The sequence below is a fragment of the Chitinophaga solisilvae genome, from assembly GCF_009928525.1.
Taxonomy (GTDB): Bacteria; Bacteroidota; Bacteroidia; order Chitinophagales; family Chitinophagaceae; genus Chitinophaga; species Chitinophaga solisilvae.
This window is the reverse complement of the sequence record NZ_JAABOK010000008.1, coordinates 40,188-57,118: the sequence shown is the minus strand read 5'-3', so window position 1 is coordinate 57,118 and position 16,931 is coordinate 40,188. Positions and strand designations below refer to the sequence as shown.

19 protein-coding genes are annotated in these 16,931 nt (G+C 47.7%); 6 read left to right on the top strand and 13 right to left on the bottom strand.

All coding sequences use genetic code 11. From position 1 onward, the window contains the following. Positions 1-80: 80 nt before the first annotated feature. The 12 genes from nikR to GWG06_RS17640 form a co-directional block, all read right to left on the bottom strand. Positions 81-482 (bottom strand): nickel-responsive transcriptional regulator NikR, encoded by a 402-nt coding sequence (gene nikR, locus GWG06_RS17695; RefSeq protein ID WP_127037318.1) that lies wholly within the window; start codon positions 480-482, stop codon positions 81-83. A gap of 23 nt (positions 483-505) precedes the next feature. After that, entirely contained in the window at positions 506-1,717 is a 1,212-nt protein-coding gene (locus GWG06_RS17690) for a porin (RefSeq protein WP_160714772.1), read from the bottom strand. Between the two features lie 45 nt (positions 1,718-1,762). Beyond that, positions 1,763-2,470 carry a hydrogenase nickel incorporation protein HypB gene (gene hypB, locus GWG06_RS17685; RefSeq protein WP_127037322.1) on the bottom strand — a complete coding sequence of 236 codons (708 nt, stop codon included), beginning with the start codon at positions 2,468-2,470 and terminating at the stop codon, positions 1,763-1,765. 12 nt (positions 2,471-2,482) lie between these two features. After that, positions 2,483-2,824, bottom strand: a complete 342-nt coding sequence (locus GWG06_RS17680; RefSeq protein ID WP_127037324.1) for a hydrogenase maturation nickel metallochaperone HypA/HybF — start codon at positions 2,822-2,824, stop codon at positions 2,483-2,485. A gap of 38 nt (positions 2,825-2,862) precedes the next feature. Continuing rightward, positions 2,863-3,804, bottom strand: coding sequence for an urease accessory protein UreD (locus tag GWG06_RS17675; protein ID WP_160714770.1), 942 nt, complete (start codon positions 3,802-3,804; stop codon positions 2,863-2,865). Between the two features lie 11 nt (positions 3,805-3,815). Next, the gene (ureG, locus tag GWG06_RS17670; RefSeq protein WP_127037328.1) at positions 3,816-4,424 is read right to left on the bottom strand and encodes an urease accessory protein UreG; all 609 of its coding nucleotides are present in this window, start codon (positions 4,422-4,424) and stop codon (positions 3,816-3,818) included. A 25-nt stretch (positions 4,425-4,449) separates the two neighbouring features. Next, positions 4,450-5,136 (bottom strand): urease accessory protein UreF, encoded by a 687-nt coding sequence (locus tag GWG06_RS17665; protein ID WP_127037330.1) that lies wholly within the window; start codon positions 5,134-5,136, stop codon positions 4,450-4,452. Positions 5,137-5,139: 3 nt separating this feature from the next. Next, positions 5,140-5,601, bottom strand: coding sequence for an urease accessory protein UreE (locus GWG06_RS17660; RefSeq protein WP_160714768.1), 462 nt, complete (start codon positions 5,599-5,601; stop codon positions 5,140-5,142). A gap of 12 nt (positions 5,602-5,613) precedes the next feature. Next, positions 5,614-7,482, bottom strand: coding sequence for an urease subunit alpha (gene ureC / locus GWG06_RS17655; RefSeq protein WP_127037334.1), 1,869 nt, complete (start codon positions 7,480-7,482; stop codon positions 5,614-5,616). Between the two features lie 44 nt (positions 7,483-7,526). Next, entirely contained in the window at positions 7,527-7,898 is a 372-nt protein-coding gene (gene ureB, locus GWG06_RS17650; RefSeq protein WP_160714766.1) for an urease subunit beta, read from the bottom strand. 33 nt (positions 7,899-7,931) lie between these two features. Beyond that, positions 7,932-8,237 carry an urease subunit gamma gene (ureA, locus tag GWG06_RS17645; protein ID WP_127037338.1) on the bottom strand — a complete coding sequence of 102 codons (306 nt, stop codon included), beginning with the start codon at positions 8,235-8,237 and terminating at the stop codon, positions 7,932-7,934. Between the two features lie 293 nt (positions 8,238-8,530). Continuing rightward, positions 8,531-8,911 carry a hypothetical protein gene (locus tag GWG06_RS17640; RefSeq protein ID WP_127037340.1) on the bottom strand — a complete coding sequence of 127 codons (381 nt, stop codon included), beginning with the start codon at positions 8,909-8,911 and terminating at the stop codon, positions 8,531-8,533. A gap of 270 nt (positions 8,912-9,181) precedes the next feature. On the opposite strand from GWG06_RS17640, the gene GWG06_RS17635 reads away from it, so the two are divergent. From GWG06_RS17635 to GWG06_RS17615, 5 genes are read left to right on the top strand one after another with little or no spacing between them, the layout of a single operon-like run. Further along, positions 9,182-11,332, top strand: a complete 2,151-nt coding sequence (locus tag GWG06_RS17635) for a TonB-dependent siderophore receptor (RefSeq protein ID WP_160714764.1) — start codon at positions 9,182-9,184, stop codon at positions 11,330-11,332. Between the two features lie 9 nt (positions 11,333-11,341). Then, a complete protein-coding gene (locus GWG06_RS17630) occupies positions 11,342-12,352 on the top strand; it encodes an ABC transporter substrate-binding protein (RefSeq protein ID WP_127037344.1) in 1,011 nt (336 codons plus the stop codon). Continuing rightward, on the top strand, positions 12,349-13,038 hold the full coding sequence (locus tag GWG06_RS17625) for a class I SAM-dependent methyltransferase (protein WP_160714762.1): 690 nt from the start codon (positions 12,349-12,351) through the stop codon (positions 13,036-13,038). The genes GWG06_RS17630 and GWG06_RS17625 overlap by 4 nt, the downstream gene beginning before the upstream one ends. Further along, positions 13,035-14,048 (top strand): FecCD family ABC transporter permease, encoded by a 1,014-nt coding sequence (locus tag GWG06_RS17620; protein WP_160714760.1) that lies wholly within the window; start codon positions 13,035-13,037, stop codon positions 14,046-14,048. The genes GWG06_RS17625 and GWG06_RS17620 overlap by 4 nt, the downstream gene beginning before the upstream one ends. Beyond that, positions 14,048-14,821 (top strand): ABC transporter ATP-binding protein, encoded by a 774-nt coding sequence (locus GWG06_RS17615; protein WP_160714758.1) that lies wholly within the window; start codon positions 14,048-14,050, stop codon positions 14,819-14,821. Before GWG06_RS17620 ends, GWG06_RS17615 begins: the two co-directional genes overlap by 1 nt. Here GWG06_RS17615 and GWG06_RS17610 read toward each other — a convergent pair. Continuing rightward, a complete protein-coding gene (locus GWG06_RS17610; protein WP_160714756.1) occupies positions 14,818-15,393 on the bottom strand; it encodes a dihydrofolate reductase family protein in 576 nt (191 codons plus the stop codon). The two genes, GWG06_RS17615 and GWG06_RS17610, sit on opposite strands and share 4 nt — an antisense overlap. A gap of 294 nt (positions 15,394-15,687) precedes the next feature. Between GWG06_RS17610 and GWG06_RS17605 the strand changes: the two genes are divergently transcribed. Then, the gene (locus GWG06_RS17605) at positions 15,688-16,821 is read left to right on the top strand and encodes an acyltransferase family protein (RefSeq protein WP_160714754.1); all 1,134 of its coding nucleotides are present in this window, start codon (positions 15,688-15,690) and stop codon (positions 16,819-16,821) included. The last annotated feature ends 110 nt before the right edge of the window (positions 16,822-16,931 follow it).

Genomic DNA, 16,931 nt, shown 5'->3' with positions numbered 1-16,931 from the left:
ATCATGCAGGAAGCTGTCTTCGTTATCCGGAGACAGCTTCCTTGTTTTTCGATGTCGTCGTTATGCCTTTCTGTTGATCCTTAATTTATCTTCGTCATAGATAATTCTCCATGTATAATGCCTTTTACAGCTGTCAATGCATTGGCCAGCTGCTTTAGCAGGGAGGCCTTTCCCTTGACTGCAATAATTTCCATACAGTTGTCGTGGTCCAGGTGAATATGCTGGGAACAAAGAATCAGATGATGATAGTCATGCTGAATGTCTGTGATCCTGTCCAGCAAATCTCTCTTGTGATGATCAAACAGTAGGGTTATAGAACCGCCTACTACTACATCCGACTGCCATTGCTTTTCTACTTCTATCCGCTGAATAAGATGACGGATAGCCTGCGACCGGTTGGGAAACTGGTTATCTTCAATATAATTATCCAGCAACTGCAATACGTTTTTCTCAATGGAGACACCAAATCTTACAACTTTCATATGCGGCGTTTAAATCTTACAACTTAGAATGCATTGACCAGGTACAGCACCCCGACGGCAATCAGGTTGGTGCGCTGGGGGGCGTTGGCATCGGCTATCACATTTTTGTATTTTACCTGGTTGTTATAGTAATAACCGAACAGCTTCATGTTCTGATTCGCAATGGGCTTATATTCCAGCCCGGCCAGGAGGCCGATGTTCTCCCGGAAATTCTTTCCCGCTGCGCCGTTATGTTTCGTCTGACTGGCAGATTCGAAAATACCCTTGGTGGTAATGAACCATCCCGGAACAAACTCATAGTCCAGCCTTAATACCGCTCCTTTATAATTAATGTCCCTGGCAAATACCGGCGTGAAATCAGGATTGAGCCGCTGCTGATACCTATTGACGGAGGGAGAGGCAATGTTAACGTAATCTACTGCCATAGCAGCCCATTGCAGGTCCAGGTATCCCTTGAGTTTCTTCAGCACCATTTTATTACCCAGCGCAACGGCGTGATTGGTTTTTCCGGAGGCATACTGTGCAACATTGTAGCTCCAGAAGGTGTGTAGCTGCTGATCGAACATTTTACCTAACCAGCTTGCATATACGCCCATCGGCGTTTTAGCGCCTTTCAGGCCGTCAGCGGCATAGCCGGCACTGGTATGTGTGGTGTTGAAGCTGTTATTGTAGGTATTGTGCAGCTGCAGGAAGAAACCGTGGTTTTTGTTCACCTGGTATCCCAGCCGTATCCCCATCATGAATAAATTGGTCTGGAAGTTTACAAATTCAGAGTATTGATACTCATAGGTAGGGTTGGTTTCAAACTCCCAGTTGCCTACATACGCGGCCTGTTTCCCGATATTGACGGACCATTTTTTAGCGTCCCCGAATTTATAGTTGACGGAGGCGATGTCCAGAGAGCCGGGAGCATTGTCGAGATCCCGTTGCGCCTGCGATCTGTTAAGCCTGTAACGGATTCTGAAGTCCAGGTCCGGAACAATGGTACCGAGTACTTCAAGGCGGGCCTCATTGAGGCGCATGGAAGACTGTTTGTCTCCATCGGGAATTTCCAGGGAGCTACGCAGCAAAAAATTCATATGAACATTTTGCAGGGCTTCCGGTTTTTTCTTTATTAAAAGCGACGGCGCATTACCGGTGGTGTCGCCGGCAGATGCCGGCGCCGGCGCTGTCTGGGCAAACAGGTAACCAGATGAACAAATAAAGCCTATGGTCAGAAAGAGTTTCATTTTCATATATCAGATTCGATTTTTTTGGGAGAAAAGGCGGCCGGAAATACCTTATTGTTTCCGGGCCTTTTTCTCTTTTACTTTTTCCTCCAGCCAGCTGCACCACTCCTCAATTCCTTCACCGGTTAAGGTGCTCACCTGTATGGCTGAGAGATCGGGATTTACTTCCCGGGCATCTTTAACGGCGGCTTCGACAGAGAACGGTACGTAGGGGAGCAGGTCTGCCTTTGATACCAGCATCAGTTCACTGGTTAAAAACATCCGCGGATACTTTTTAGGTTTATCATCTCCTTCGGTAGATGCCAGTAATGTTACGCGGTAATCTTCTCCCAGGTCAAACGCTGACGGGCAAACGAGATTACCCACATTTTCAATGATGAGCAGGTCTACCTGTGTGAGGTCTATATGATCCAGCGCCTGGTATATCATCTGTGCCTCTATATGACACATGCCGCCGGTAACAATCTGCAAGGCATTGATGCCCACATCGCGTAACCGTACAGCATCCCTTTCTGTTTCCGGGTCGCCTACCAGCACGGCGATGCTTAACCTGTCTTTCAGGCGTCTGCCGGTTTCCTGCAGCAGCGTGGTTTTGCCGCTTCCAGGAGATGAGCATATATTGATGATCAATACATCCGGCACTTTGTCTTTAATCGCTTTGGCAACAAAATCGTTGGCCTTTAACAGGTTCATCGTGGTATTGTCACACTGCACGGAACCGGCAGGCATTCTGTTGCTTTTAGGTTTTGTATCAATCATGTGTATTAATTTTCAGGTTAGAAATTCCACTTTACTGATGCGCAGTTCTTCGCCCTGCACAATTTTTCTGGAAGGAGTGCCGCAATCGCACACGAACCGGTGCCTGATAACATCGAAGTGTTTGTCGCAGGTACCGCACCAGGCTATAATCGGCAGCAGCACTACTTCCAGGTCGATATGGGCCAGCTGTGGCTCGTCACGTATCAGTGCTTCAAATGCGTTCTGAATCAGGATGGGTTGTACATTACATAAAAGCCCGGCTTCTACCTGCACCTTGGTGATGCGGTCGAACTTATCCGGATGGCTCTCCTGAAGCGTATTGAAAATATCTCTGACTATCGGTACTTCGTGCATGGCTTCATTTTAAATTTCCCCGGGACATAAGCCCCGGATTATAATCTGGCTGCCGTTTTTCCGGCAGGCTTTTTTTTCGCAGGCTTTTTTTTCACCACCGGTGCTGCTTTCTTTTCCGGCGCCGGTTTCAGGGGCGCCGCTATGGTTTCCTCTGCTACCGGAGCAACGGCTTCGGTATGATGTTGAATGAAACTCCAGCACATATCGCCGATGTTGGACAGCCACTCGTGCATAGCCTCGCCGCTTTCTCCCAGGGCTCTTACCAGCAGCGCATTTTTGCCGCATAGGGTAAATCCGTAGCTCATATCCACGAACTGTTCTGTCAGCACTTCATCCAGCTCTTCCTTAAATGCAGCGGCATATTCAGAGACAATCAGCAGGGTGCCCTGATGGGTATGTCCTTCGAAGAACAGCATGCGTTCCAGCGGCTGTTTACGTGGTTCCATTAACTGGTTGTCAAAGAAAATCAGCTTTCCGCCGCGGTAGACTTTTGTCCGGCTGTGCAGTTTCGAGAACTCGAACCGCTCGCCGGAATGAATACGGCCGCCGCTGATAATGTCTCCCCATATCAGGTGTCCGTTTGCTGCCACCTCAATCAGGTTGTCCATATCGAAAATGGCGTTCCTGAAGGGGATGGTGGGCATCGGCAGATATTGCAGGAGGGCGTGCTCATCTACTTTCACATGCATCGACTGGGAAGCCCCTTTTTTCATGGGGTGCACTTTGTTGAATGATTGAGTAAACAGTTTCATTTCCGCGTTAACGGGGCAATGCACGCTTACCTGCAGCGTGTCGCCGTCCATAACGCCGGGAGAGTAACACATCATCATTACCTCCAGGTGATCCTGCAGGCGTTTGGAACCATAGTGCACCACTTTATAGGGAATGTCAAAATAACTGTTCACCAGCAGGGTTTTAGGCCCTTCCCGCTTGCAGCTAATGTCAACCCTGCTTGTCAGTGAATTATCCCTATTTATCATTGTTGTTCAGATTATGCTTCGAGTAATGCGTATTTCTTGATCCAGGTAATGACATCGTTCAGTCCCAGCTTTTCCCGGATGTTGGTTTTGAGGAATGGCTTGTCGCCCCTCATTTTTTTCGCGTCTCTTTCCATTACTTCCAGGCTTGCACCTACGTAAGGCGCCAGATCTATTTTGTTGATGAGCAGTAAGTCGGACCGTGTAATACCAGGACCTCCCTTGCGCGGTATTTTCTCGCCTTCTGCCACATCTATCACAAAGATGGTCACATCTGCCAGGTCAGGGCTGAAGGTCGCCGCCAGGTTATCGCCACCGCTTTCTATGAATACAATTTCCGTATCAGGATGAAGCTTTACCAGCTCTTCCACTGCTTCGAGGTTCATAGAGGCGTCTTCCCGGATGGCCGTGTGCGGGCATCCTCCTGTTTCTACACCGCGGATTCTGTCTGCCGGCAGTTTGGAATTTTTAATCATGAACTGCGCATCTTCCTTGGTGTAGATATCATTTGTGACTACGCAGATGCTGTAGTCATTGCTCATCTCTCTCGTCAGCGCCTCTATCAGGGCTGTTTTCCCGGATCCTACGGGACCGGCTACACCTACTTTTACATATTTCGTCATGTCACAAGAATTTAAAATTAAAAGATCAGGAAATGTAAATGCGGGTATGCAGTTTTTCATGCTGCATACATTTTATTTCCTGTCCTATACAACATAAGCCCAGCTGCTGCTCGTCCATATCTTTCTGTTTGTTCACCAGCCTGGCAATGACCGGCTGGAGCCCGAACAGTATTTTCTGCCCGGCAGTCTGACTGATGGGCACCGTTTTGGCGCAGTTGGTGATAATACCATTCAGCGAATTATAGTAAAATGCGCTGAGGGCTTCTTCTGTGGAGATGCCTGCGGCCTTCACATATAATCCGAATGCGATGGCGTAATGCCCGTGCAGTTCTCCCTGCTGGATGGCTTCCGCATACTTCCTGCAAACAGGATATATCTTCAGCTCATTCACCAGCTTGAGGAAGCGTATTGCGAGCTTTTTACTGGCATCTCTTATTTCATAGGATGCCTTTAAAGCAGTGACCAGCACATCCAGCTCTGCCAGTTTATCCCATCTTTTTTTTCCGGTGGGTAAGGAGAGGGTCCTGTACAGGAAAGCGGCATCGTTGTAGTAGATATTATGCTCCAGCATTGTTCTGGCATATTCGGCAGCTGAAAGGTTATCGTGCACAATTCCGGCATTCACATAAGATTCCAGCCCATAGGAATGTGTAAAGCTTCCTATAGGGAACATGGAGTCGTTCACCTGCAACAGTGTTAATAGTTTCTGCATTTATTATTCATTTGCATGGTTATTACCATGGCTATGAGCCCGCAGCATATGTGTCTGCAACAGTTTGCGTTCTTCAATGCGGGGCTCATAACCGGCTCTCTGCAGCTGCATATATAAGGGCGACTCGTAGGCCACGCTTATGCTATGCTCCTCATCGATGTAAATGGGGATATGTTTGTTGCCGATCTCAAAACAAATAATCCCCATTTCCTTCAGTGTTTTTGGTGTAAACACAATACACTCGCAGGGCTTTATCACCAGCTCAATGTATTTTTCATCGTCCATCCATAAAATATCGCCGTCGGCCAGCGGGATGCCGTTGTGTTTTCTGATCACTATTTCCATTCCGGAGCGGGTAGGGCGTCTGATAATTGTTTTGGCAGTTTCATACCATTCAATTTCAAAAACATCTCCTTTCCTGTTTCCGGTAACCGGATTTTTCAGCACTTCTTCAATAATGATCATCACTGCATAATTTTAAAACAACAGGTAACGCTGCGCCAGCGGAACAACTTTCAAAGGTTCGCAGGTGGCTACCTTGCCGTCAATTTTCACTACATATGTTTCCGGATCCACTTCCAGTTTAGGCATGGCACTGTTGTGCACCATGTCTTTCTTTCCAACGGTTCTGCATCCTTTCACCGGCAGCGATTTCTTTTTCAGTCCCAGTTTCCCGATGTTGCCGGATTCTATGGATATTTTGGATACGAAGTTGTAGCTGGTCTGCGCTGTGGCGCCGCCATATGCGCCGTACATTTTGCGGTAGAGTACAGGTTGCGGTGTTGGGATAGACGCGTTCGGATCCCCCATTTTGGAGGCTACGATCATACCTGATTTGTAGATCATCTCCGGTTTTATACCGAAGAATTCCGGTCGCCAGATAACGAGATCCGCAATCTTGCCGGGTTCTATGGAGCCTACATATTCATCGATACCGTGCGATTTCGCCGGGTTGATGGTGTATTTGGCCATATATCTTTTTACCCGGAAGTTGTCGTTGCCCTGTTTGTTATCTTCCGGTAAGGCGCCCCGCTGTATTTTCATTTTGTGGGCGGTCTGCCAGGTGCGGGTGATTACTTCACCAACACGGCCCATCGCCTGGGAGTCGGAGCTCATCATGCTGATGACGCCGAGATCATGCAAAACGTCTTCCGCCGCGATGGTGGAAGGGCGGATGCGCGAATCGGCAAAAGCAACGTCCTCCTTGATTTCAGGGCTCAGGTGATGGCACACCATCAGCATGTCCACGTGTTCGGCAACGGTGTTAAAGGTATAGGGCTTGGTAGGATTGGTGGAAGATGGCAGGATGTTGGGATACATCGCAATCTGGATAATATCCGGTGCGTGCCCGCCGCCGGCGCCTTCTGTATGGAAAGTGTGGATCACTCTTCCGTTGATGGCCCTGATGGTATCTTCCAGATAACCTGCTTCGTTCAGGGTATCAGTATGGATGGCTACCTGGGTGTCGTATTTGTCGGCTACCCGCAGCGCCATATCGATGGTGGATGGCGTGGCGCCCCAGTCTTCATGGACCTTCATACCCAGCGCACCCGCCCTGATCATTTCGGCCTGCGCTTCTTCATTGGATACGTTGCCCTTGCCGAAGAAGCCTACGTTGATAGGCAGGTCTTCTGATGCCTGCAGCATCTTTTCCATGAAGAACTTACCGGCAGTAACCGTGGTAGCCAGGGTACCGTCGTTAGGCCCTGCGCCGCCGCCGATCAGTGTAGTCAGACCGCTATACAGTGCAGTGTCGATGATCTCCGGACAGATAAAGTGGATGTGGGTATCAATGCCGCCAGGGGTAACGATATAGCCCCAGCCGCCATGCACTTCTGTACCGGGACCGATAATCATGCCCGGCGTTACACCGTCCTGCGTATCAGGATTACCGGCTTTACCGATGGCTTTGATTTTCCCATCCTTAATACCGATATCCGCTTTTACAATTCCCCAGTGATCGATGATGATGGCGCCGAGAATACAGAGATCCAGCACGTCTTTATCGAGGGCAGAAGTGGCTTGTCCCATACCATCCCGCACCGTTTTACCGCCGCCGAATTTGTTCTCTTCGCCATAAACCTGGTAATCTTTTTCTATCTCAATAAACAGCTCTGTATCGGCCAGGCGCATTTTGTCGCCTGTAGTAGGACCGAAGAGAGACGCATATTTTTCACGCTTAATATAAAGGTTCCCGTTCTCAAATCTTACCTCATTGCTGTTCTGAGCAAAGGCCTTGTTCAGGCCCATCACCGTTAGGCCGGCGGTGGTAACTCCCACAATTTTGATCCATTCCCTCCTGTTCCAGGTTCCACCCTTTTTTTTGTTCTCTTTATTCTCGGACATACTTTTTGATTTAATGAAAAGTGAAATGCTTCAAAGGATGCCTGTTATTTGGCGCCTTTGAAATTGTTTTTCTTTGCTCTGGCTATCGCTTCGGTTTTAACCGTATTGCTGGCGGCATTGCCATCGGTCAGGTTGTTGAACCCATGGATATTTTTTTTGCCGCCGAATTCCACCAGGATCACCATCTTTTTTTCGCCGGGTTCAAAACGTACCGCTGTACTGGCAGGGATATTGAGCCGCATACCGAACGCCCGGTTTCTGTCGAAGTCGAGCGCCTTGTTGACTTCAAAAAAGTGGAAGTGCGAGCCCACCTGAATAGGGCGGTCACCGGTATTTTTCACTTCTATTCTTACCGTATTCTTTTTTGCATTGCAGATAATATCTTCTCTCTTCAGAATAAGTTCTCCGGGTATCATTATTAATTCATTTAACAGGTTATGCAATTGATGTTATCGGATCGGGTCATGAATGGTGACCAGTTTGTTTCCGTCCGGAAACAAAGCCTCAATCTGGATGTCGTGGATCATTTCCGGAACACCTTCCATGACCTGACTTCTGGTCAGCAGCTTCGTGCCCCATTCCATTAATTCCGCCACTGATTTTTTGCCATCCCTGGCCTGTTCCATGATTTCACTGGAGATGTAGGCAATACATTCCGGGTAGTTTAATTTCACTCCGCGCTTTAGCCGTTTGGCTGCGAGCTCTCCTGCCTGGTGTAATAACAGCTTCTCAATTTCCCGGGTGGTTAGATGCATAGTAATTGTATTTTGTTATGATAGAATACTTCTGGACGCCTTCCTGTATAGCCGGACACAGGTATGGCAGGGACAGCCCGAAAAGGCTGAACAGCGCTACATTTTTATATGTTGCCGGTCATGGAAATGAAAACAGATGCAGCAGGTGACCCTCCTGGAAAAGAAGGCACGATACAACGTTTCCTGCGCGTTATTCGCAATAAAAAGAGAATAAATTCACAATTGACAACCTGAAAAATAGCAGGACGGAACAACGTCTTCTACACGTTATTCACCTAGAATCGAAAATAAAATCAGGCTAAGGTATGGGTGCCTTCCGGAGGCGGAGTAATCAATTCAAGGGAGTGGTTATCCAGATAGAAGGTATCTTCTCCCATAATAAGCTGAACAGGATCAGGGATAATAGTCAGCATCTCTTTCCGCTCACAAATAAATTCGGAGAGCAGCGTATCTTCTTCCACCCGCTCTTCATTGAGGCCGGAGCGCTCTTCATTTAGATCAGAACTGGATTCGGAATCCGTATTATCCTTGCTGACAGAATATATTTTTTGTTTTTGTTCTGCCTGTTTAGTTAAAATGTAGGGCATACTTACAGTCACCCATGTGAAAAACAACATGGCGAGAATGGCAGAAAGTCGGCGGATTAATTGATATGTGTGTTTTTGTAACCGCATAGAAGTGTGACTGCGTATGAATCGCGGCGAAAGTAGTAAAAAGTTATTAAACAACAAGTACTTAATTGATTAATTATGATTTGCTGCTGATCTTTTAACATATTGTTCTAAATTTTTTTTTCTGATGACGTTTTTTATTCACGCAAAAAAAACGACCTTCGTGGCACGAAAATAAAATTCTTGCTACTTCTACTGGCACACATGGCTACACTCCGTTGACGCGCGGACTTCCACTATTACCAATTTTATTTGCTAATTTTTTTATTTAATATGTTTAGGAAAACTATGTCCCTGGCGGCATTGGCCTTTTCCTGTCTGCATGTTTCCGCACAGGAAAAAGAAACATCAGACTCGTTAAAGGTACTGATGCTGGATGAACTGACTGTGACCAGTAAATACTATAAGAAGTATAATCTGAGTAAAATATCTGCTGATTTGCGCCTGCAATCACCATTGATAGAAACACCACAGAATATACAAATTATCAGCGCTGAAGTTTTAAAAGATCAGGTAGTTTATAACCTGATAGAAAGCGTTACCCGCAATGTAAGCGGTACTATGCGCGAAGAACTGCATAATGCGGTATCGCCGGATATTTATTCCCGCGGAGGGTACATCAATGCACAACGTAATGGTGTTGACCTGCGGCCGTTGATTAAAGGCCCGCTCGGCGATGATGCAGCCATGATTGAAACAATTGAATTCGTAAAGGGCCCAGCCGGATTTATGACAGCCCTCAGCGATCCTGCCGGCTCCTATAATATTGTCACCAAGAAACCGACCGGCATAAAGAAACACACGTTTAAACTGATGTCCGGCAGCTTCGGCCTGTTCCGCGCTGAATCGGATATGGGCGGCGTACTGGATGACAAGGGAAAATGGCAGTACCGTTTTAATATGATGGGCATGGGTACGAAAGGATTCATGAAATTTGATAACAGTACAAGAATGCTGATCGCACCATCTATAAAATATCTGGCCGGCAAAAAAACATCATTCACGCTTGAATATATTTATCAGCGGATGAATTATCTGTTACTCAGCGAAGCGCAGATATCGCCTTATGGTTATGGTACCCTGCCACGGGATTTTTCTATAACTGATCCCAACACCAGACCTTACCGGGCCAACGATCACAATATCTTCTTCACGGCAGAACATAAGTTCAATGATGACTGGAAGCTGACGACCCGCATCAGTAATATCAACAATGAATATAATGGCAGCATATTCTGGGTATACGGAAAAAACAATCAGAATCCTGATATACTGAACAGATATTATGTGTACGATGGCGTAGGCTACAATACTTTTTCAGCGCAGGCATATGTCCAGGGCAGGTTTAAAACCGGTGCTGTCGGCCATGCCGTGATGGGGGGCATAGACTTTAATGACAAGAAAAACAACACCACTGACACCTGGGAAACCGCCAGCACTGTGTATCCGTTGAGCATCAGTAACCCGAAATACGGTAATGTGATCAACAACAGCGGAACAGGTGGTTCATTTGAATCAGAGAATGATATCACCGGAGAAAAGAACCGTACAAAAGGCCGGCTGTATTATATTTCAGCCTATGTGATGGATGAAATATCATTAACGGATAAATTAAAGGTAAATGCAGGCGTCCGTATGACACAGTCCAGCGCTGATTTTAACCAGTATGGTACAAAGACGGATGCCCGCGACCTGGTGGTTACTCCGCGTATAGGCGTTAACTATATGCTGACACCCGCAACCAGCGTGTATGCATTGTATGACCACTCGTATCTGCCACAGGCAGGTGTAGCGTATGACGGCTCTCCACTGAAACCGCTGACAGGTAAGAGTTATGAAGCAGGTATCAAAAAAGACTGGCATGATGGCACCTGGAATACAACGTTATCTGTTTACCAGATCTACCGGAAACGGACAATCCTGCGGGATCCAGTATCAAACGCCATTTATCAGACGGGAGAAAACAGGTCGGAAGGAGTAGAGCTGGATGTAAGAGGCCGCGTCGCAAAAGGACTGAACCTTGTCATGAACTATGCCTTTACCGAATCGAAGATTACCAGGGACGAGAAGAATCCTGAAATGGTGGGCATGGCAACACCTAACAGAATAAAGCATATACAGAACACCTGGCTGAATTATGCATTGCCGCTGGCCAAACTGCCGGGTATCGCTGTTTCTGCGGGATATCAGTATATGGCAGGCCGCGCAGAGCGATATACTACCACCAATCCGGAAGCGCTGAAGGATTTCTTCCGCCTGGATGCAGGGATCTCCTATACAAGGAAGAAGTATAGCCTCAACCTGATCGTCAACAATATCCTGGACGATCATTTGTACAGCACTGCCTGGAAGCGGAATGACATGTATTATTGGGTACAGGTGGCGCCGCGTAACTTCCGTTGTGCCCTTACAGTTAATTTATAAAGAGATCACATGAAACATATTTTTATGATGGCGGCGCTGCTGGTTTACCTGTCAGCCTGCACTCCGGGCCAGCGTCCGGACGAAGAAGCTGCCATAACGTTAACGGATATACAGGGAAATAAAGTGGTATTGAATAAGCCTGCGGAGAAAATCGTGTGTTTGTTTGATCCTATGATGGATGCCATTTACATGCTGCAGATGCAGCATAAGCTGGTAGGAATACCAGCGGAAACCTATTCCGACAAGGAGCTGTTTACGCCCTTCAGCCTGATCGACGAACGGATAAGAGATAAGCGCCTGGCCATTCCGGGGAGTAACGAAACGGCGAATCTCGAAAGTATCATTGCGCTTAAACCAGACCTGGTGATTGCCAAACACATGAGCGCCGGTAGTATCCGGAGTCTGCGGGAGATGGGAATAGCGGTATACCTGGCATCTTCCGAAAAGTACAGTCAGGTGCTGAAGGAGCTGGAAGATATTGGTCAGCTTACCGGCGCGGGGGAAAGAGCCGCCGAACTGGCCGCCTATACCCGGCAGCAGTTCGATGCTATGCAGTCGGCCGCTGCGGCAGTACCGGAAAAGGACAGGAAGAAAACGTATTTCACCTGGGCTCATGGCCGCATTTACGCTACCACCGGCCGTAACAGTATGATGAACGATTGTCTGGAATTTGCCGGCGTGCGGAATGTATGTACAGCTCCGGTTGACCAGCCGGATATTAATGCGGAAACACTGATCAGCTGGAACCCTGATATGATCGTGATGTGGAATGATCCGGCAGATTTGTTTTATGCAAAAAAGGAATTATCCCGCGTTACGGCAGTAGAAAAGAAAGCCATCTTCAACCTGATGCCTATGTTCTTCTATAATCCGCATACGCTCAAATCACTGACGGCAGCGGTGCGTATCAGGGGATGGGCAACCGGGCAAACAACGGAAGCATCGCTGGAAGCAGTGAGAGAAATGATCTTAAAATATTACGGTCCAACAACCGGTAACCAATTAATCACATTATTATGATGCAGGAAATATCAGCCTATTGGGATAGGCAGAGTGCTATCTGGCGGGAAGAAAAGCAGGACGCATGGTCGCAGCCGGTAACACAGCAGTGGCTGACTTACTTTAAGGAATTATTACCTCATCTGAAAGGCAACAGAGTGCTGGAAGCAGGTACTGCTTCCGGTTATTTCGCCAATATACTGGCGCTGGCAGGGTATGAAGTAACGGCGGCCGATATTTCTGCAAATATGATCGCCGAAGCAAAAGCTGTGTCGGCAGCGCTTAATGTCCGGGTAGACTATCACGTGATGGACGCGCAGCAGCTTGATTTTCCTGAGCACCACTTCGACCTGGTATTTACCCGGCTGATGACCTGGACTATACCGGATGTAAACACTTTTTACGGTGAATGCTTCAGGGTATTAAAACCCGGTGGGTTGTTACTGAACTTTGATGGCGACTTTGGGGCCTGTCAGTTCAGCCAGGAAGGGCACGAAAAATATCCGGCAGACATTATGGAGCAGGCGAACAGGATCAAGAGCCGGCTGGATATTTCAAAATATCAGCGCCCGGCGAAAGATATAGCTGTACTGCAGGCGGCTGGCTTTGTGCAGGTGTCCGCCGGTGAAAGAGAGGACCAGGTGCTGCAGCAGCCGGAAGGAACATCGGATCTGTTTGAACTCAAAGGATACAAACCATTACATTGAAACAGGGGATTATCTACTTAATATGTTATGCATTGCCTGTACCGGTTATCCTGTTATCACTCTTTATAGGATCAACCGGTCAGGCAGATGTGGGTACAGCGCTGGAGCTGGCATATAAAAACGCCGTTGCATCCCCGCTCTCATCAGTGGAGCAGGAAAGCTGGGTGATGATAAAGAATATTATCTGTAACGTCCGGCTGCCCCGTGTGTTAATGACCTTTCTGGTAGGCGCCGCATTGTCTGTTTCCGGCTCTGTACTGCAGGGCATATTCCGTAATCCGCTGGTCGATTCCTATGTATTGGGCATATCCTCCGGAGCGGCTTTCGGGGCTGCGCTGGCGATGACATTCACGCTGATCCCGGTGAGCGTGGCTGCTTTTGCCGGAGGAATACTGGCGGTGGTGCTGGCTTACCTGATTGCCCGGTCAGGATCCGGCGCCAGCATCATCACCATTGTATTATCCGGTATGGTTATCTCCGGCATGTTTGCAGCAGGCCTGGCCATTGTGCAATACATCAGCAATCCCTACAAGTTGCAGGCCATTGTACAATGGACGATGGGTAACCTGCATGCTGCTTCATGGGAGGAGTTAAAACGTATATACATTCCCGTTATACTGGGGCTGGTGATCGTATTTATTTACCGGTGGCGCCTCAATATCCTGTCGCTGGGCGATGACGCCGCGAAAGCCACCGGTGTGAATCCGGGGCCGGACAAATGGATACTGATCGGTTGTGCCACGCTGCTGACGGCCATTACCGTGGCATCGGTAGGGATCATCAGTTTTTACGGACTCTTCCTGCCGCATATTGTACGGATGATGCTGGGGGCAGATAACAGAAAAGCGATTCCTGCCAGTATCTTCCTGGGAGGTACCTTTCTGCTGGTGATTGACAATTTTTCCCGGTCGCTTTTTGCTTTTGAAATTCCGGTAGGCATCTTCACCATGTTGCTGGGAGGACCATTTTTTATATACCTGATGCGTAAAAACAAATTAAACTGGCACTGATGGAACTGGCTATCGAAATAAAGAATATGAGTTTTTCCTATGGCAGGCAAACCATTTTACAGGAGGTGAATGCAGGGTTTGGCGCGCGCAGGTTTTCGGTGCTGCTGGGAACCAACGGCAGCGGGAAATCTACGTTGTTTAAATCTATCACCGGGATATTGTCGGGTTACAAAGGCGAAGTTCACGTAAAGGGACGTCTTATCAGTCAGCTCACGCATAAGGAACGAGCCAGGCAGATCGGGTTTTTACCACAGTTTTATCAGACGGTATTCCCGTTTACTGTAGAAGATATTCTGCTGACCGGCCGCGCGGCCTTCTCCGGGTTTTCACCCACCGGAGAAGACCGGGCACTGGCAGAACAGGTGTTGGCAGAGCTGGGCCTGGAAGCCCTCCGCAAAAAACACTTCCCGCAGCTGTCGGGCGGTGAGCAGCAGATGGTGATGATCGGCCGCTTACTCATGCAGGATCCGGAAATTATCATCCTGGATGAACCTACCAACCACCTCGATGTATACTATCAGCATTTTTTGATGAGTAAGCTGAAAGCCTTTGTGGCAGCAGGCCGTACCGTTATTGCCATCATGCATAATCCTACGCTGGCCTATCAGTTTGCTGACGACTTCTTTTTTATGCTGAACAACACGGTGGTGCCGGCAGTAAGTGCAGATATGCCGGAACTGGATATGCTGAAAGCGGTGTACAATACCAGTTTTCTGCATATCCGGCATGATGATCTGAAAATTGTATTGCCGGTGGGGGCGGGCGGCAGTTAACCGGAAGTGCCTGACCTGTCTGCTTTGTAGGTCTGCAGCACCACACCGGATTTATAGTCTTTTGTCTCCACGAGAAGCAGCCGGTGTTTTTCTTCAATATGCTGAAACAGGGGTTTGCCTTTTCCCAGGATAACAGGATGCACCGCCAGCCGGTATTCATCAATCAGATCCATATTAAGCAGGGTGGTGACCAGTTTGGCGCCGCCATATAACCAGATATTCCCGCCGGGCTGTTGTTTAATCTCCATCACTCTTTCCCGGATACCGGAATTGATGAAGATGGCATTGGTATTATCTCCGGTTTTTGTTCCGGAAAAAACATACTTTGTTTTACTGTGCAGGAGTTGATATGCCTGCCGTATTTTTTCTCCTGCATTTTCATCAGGCCCGGCATTACCAAACTTATCATAGCTTACGCGACCGTAAAAGATGATGTCTTTATCACGCAGAATATCGTTGAGGATATCGCCAAAATCAATATCCGGATCTTTTACAATCCAGTCCAGTTCCCCGTTGGGGCCTTCAATAAAGCCATCGTATGTCATGGCGAGGTTTAGAATAAGCTGTCTCATTTTATACTTATTTTGAAGATATGGAATAATACGGTGGTGATTGCCTGCAGGTTTTTGCGGGAGATGTATTGTGCTTCAGGCAGCGCTGGATGAGTGATAAGCAGTGCGGTTTTCCACGGCGCCTTTCTGAGAAGTTAGGAAAAATCCGCCAAAGTATCAATAGTATCTGCGGCAGCTATGAGGATGTACGCTGCTGAATGCTGTGATGAAAAGGGGTTGCAGGCTATCAGATTGTTTTGTATTTTTCGCCCTTCAAAAGAAAAAACACTTTAAAAGTACAGGAGAAACCGGAGAATGGACAGAACAATAGCGTCTTCATCAGCATTTGCAGACACGAAGCCTCATTACAATATACTGGATGGATTACGAGGGGTCGCCGCCATAACAGTTGTATGTTTTCACTTATTTGAAGCGTATGCCACCAGTCATGTGGATCAGAAGATCAATCACGGATACCTGGCAGTTGATTTCTTCTTTATCCTCTCCGGCTTTGTGATGGGATATGCTTATGATGACCGTTGGAAAACGATGACTATAAAAGAGTTTATCAAACGCAGGGTAATCCGCCTGCATCCGATGGTGGTGATCGGCGCTATTATCGGCGCGGTGATGTTTTATTGGCAGGGGTGTTCCGCCTGGGATGTTTCAAAGGTGTCCATAGCGATGCTGCTGGTGTCTACGCTGCTGAACATGCTGCTGATTCCGGCAACGCCGGGCTTTGAAATCCGTGGGGTCGGGGAAATGTATCCGCTGAACGGACCGAGCTGGTCATTGTTTTTTGAGTACATCGGTAATGTGCTCTATGCTTTCTGGATCCGTAAACTTCCGACCAAGGCGCTTGCTGTACTGGTTTTGCTGGCCGGCGGCGGATTAGCAGCATTTGCCATATGGGGCCCGTATGGTGATATCTGCGCAGGGTTTTCGCTGACAGGCGAAAATATGCTCGCTGGTTCTTTACGCTTATTATTTTCTTTCTCAGCAGGATTGCTGCTTGCCCGTGTATTCAGGCCGGTCAGGATAAAGGGTGCTTTCTGGACAGGCAGCATCGCTATCGTTGTACTCTCAGCTATACCACGGATTGGCGGTCATGAACATTTCTGGATGAATGGCTTATATGACACCATTTGTTTTGCGGTGATCTTCCCGCTGCTCGTTTACCTGGGAGCTTCAGAAAAGGTAACAGATAAAACAACTATCCGGATATGTAAATTTCTGGGAGATATTTCCTACCCGTTGTATATGGTACATTATCCCTTTATTTATCTGTACTTTGCCTGGGTTAAGAATAAAAACCTCAGCTTCATGGAATCGTTACCGGGAGCGGCCGCGCTGGTCATTGGCAGCATTTTGCTGGCTTACCTCTGCTTAAAGTTGTATGATGAGCCTGTACGGAGATATTTGACAAACCGGTTGCTGAAAAAAAAGTAAACAGCAGGCATACTATATAAAAGCCGCCGGTACTATCTGGCGGCTTTTATATGGTATGCCTGCTGTAAAAATAATCCGGTGGAATTACACAGCACGTAGTACGGCTCATC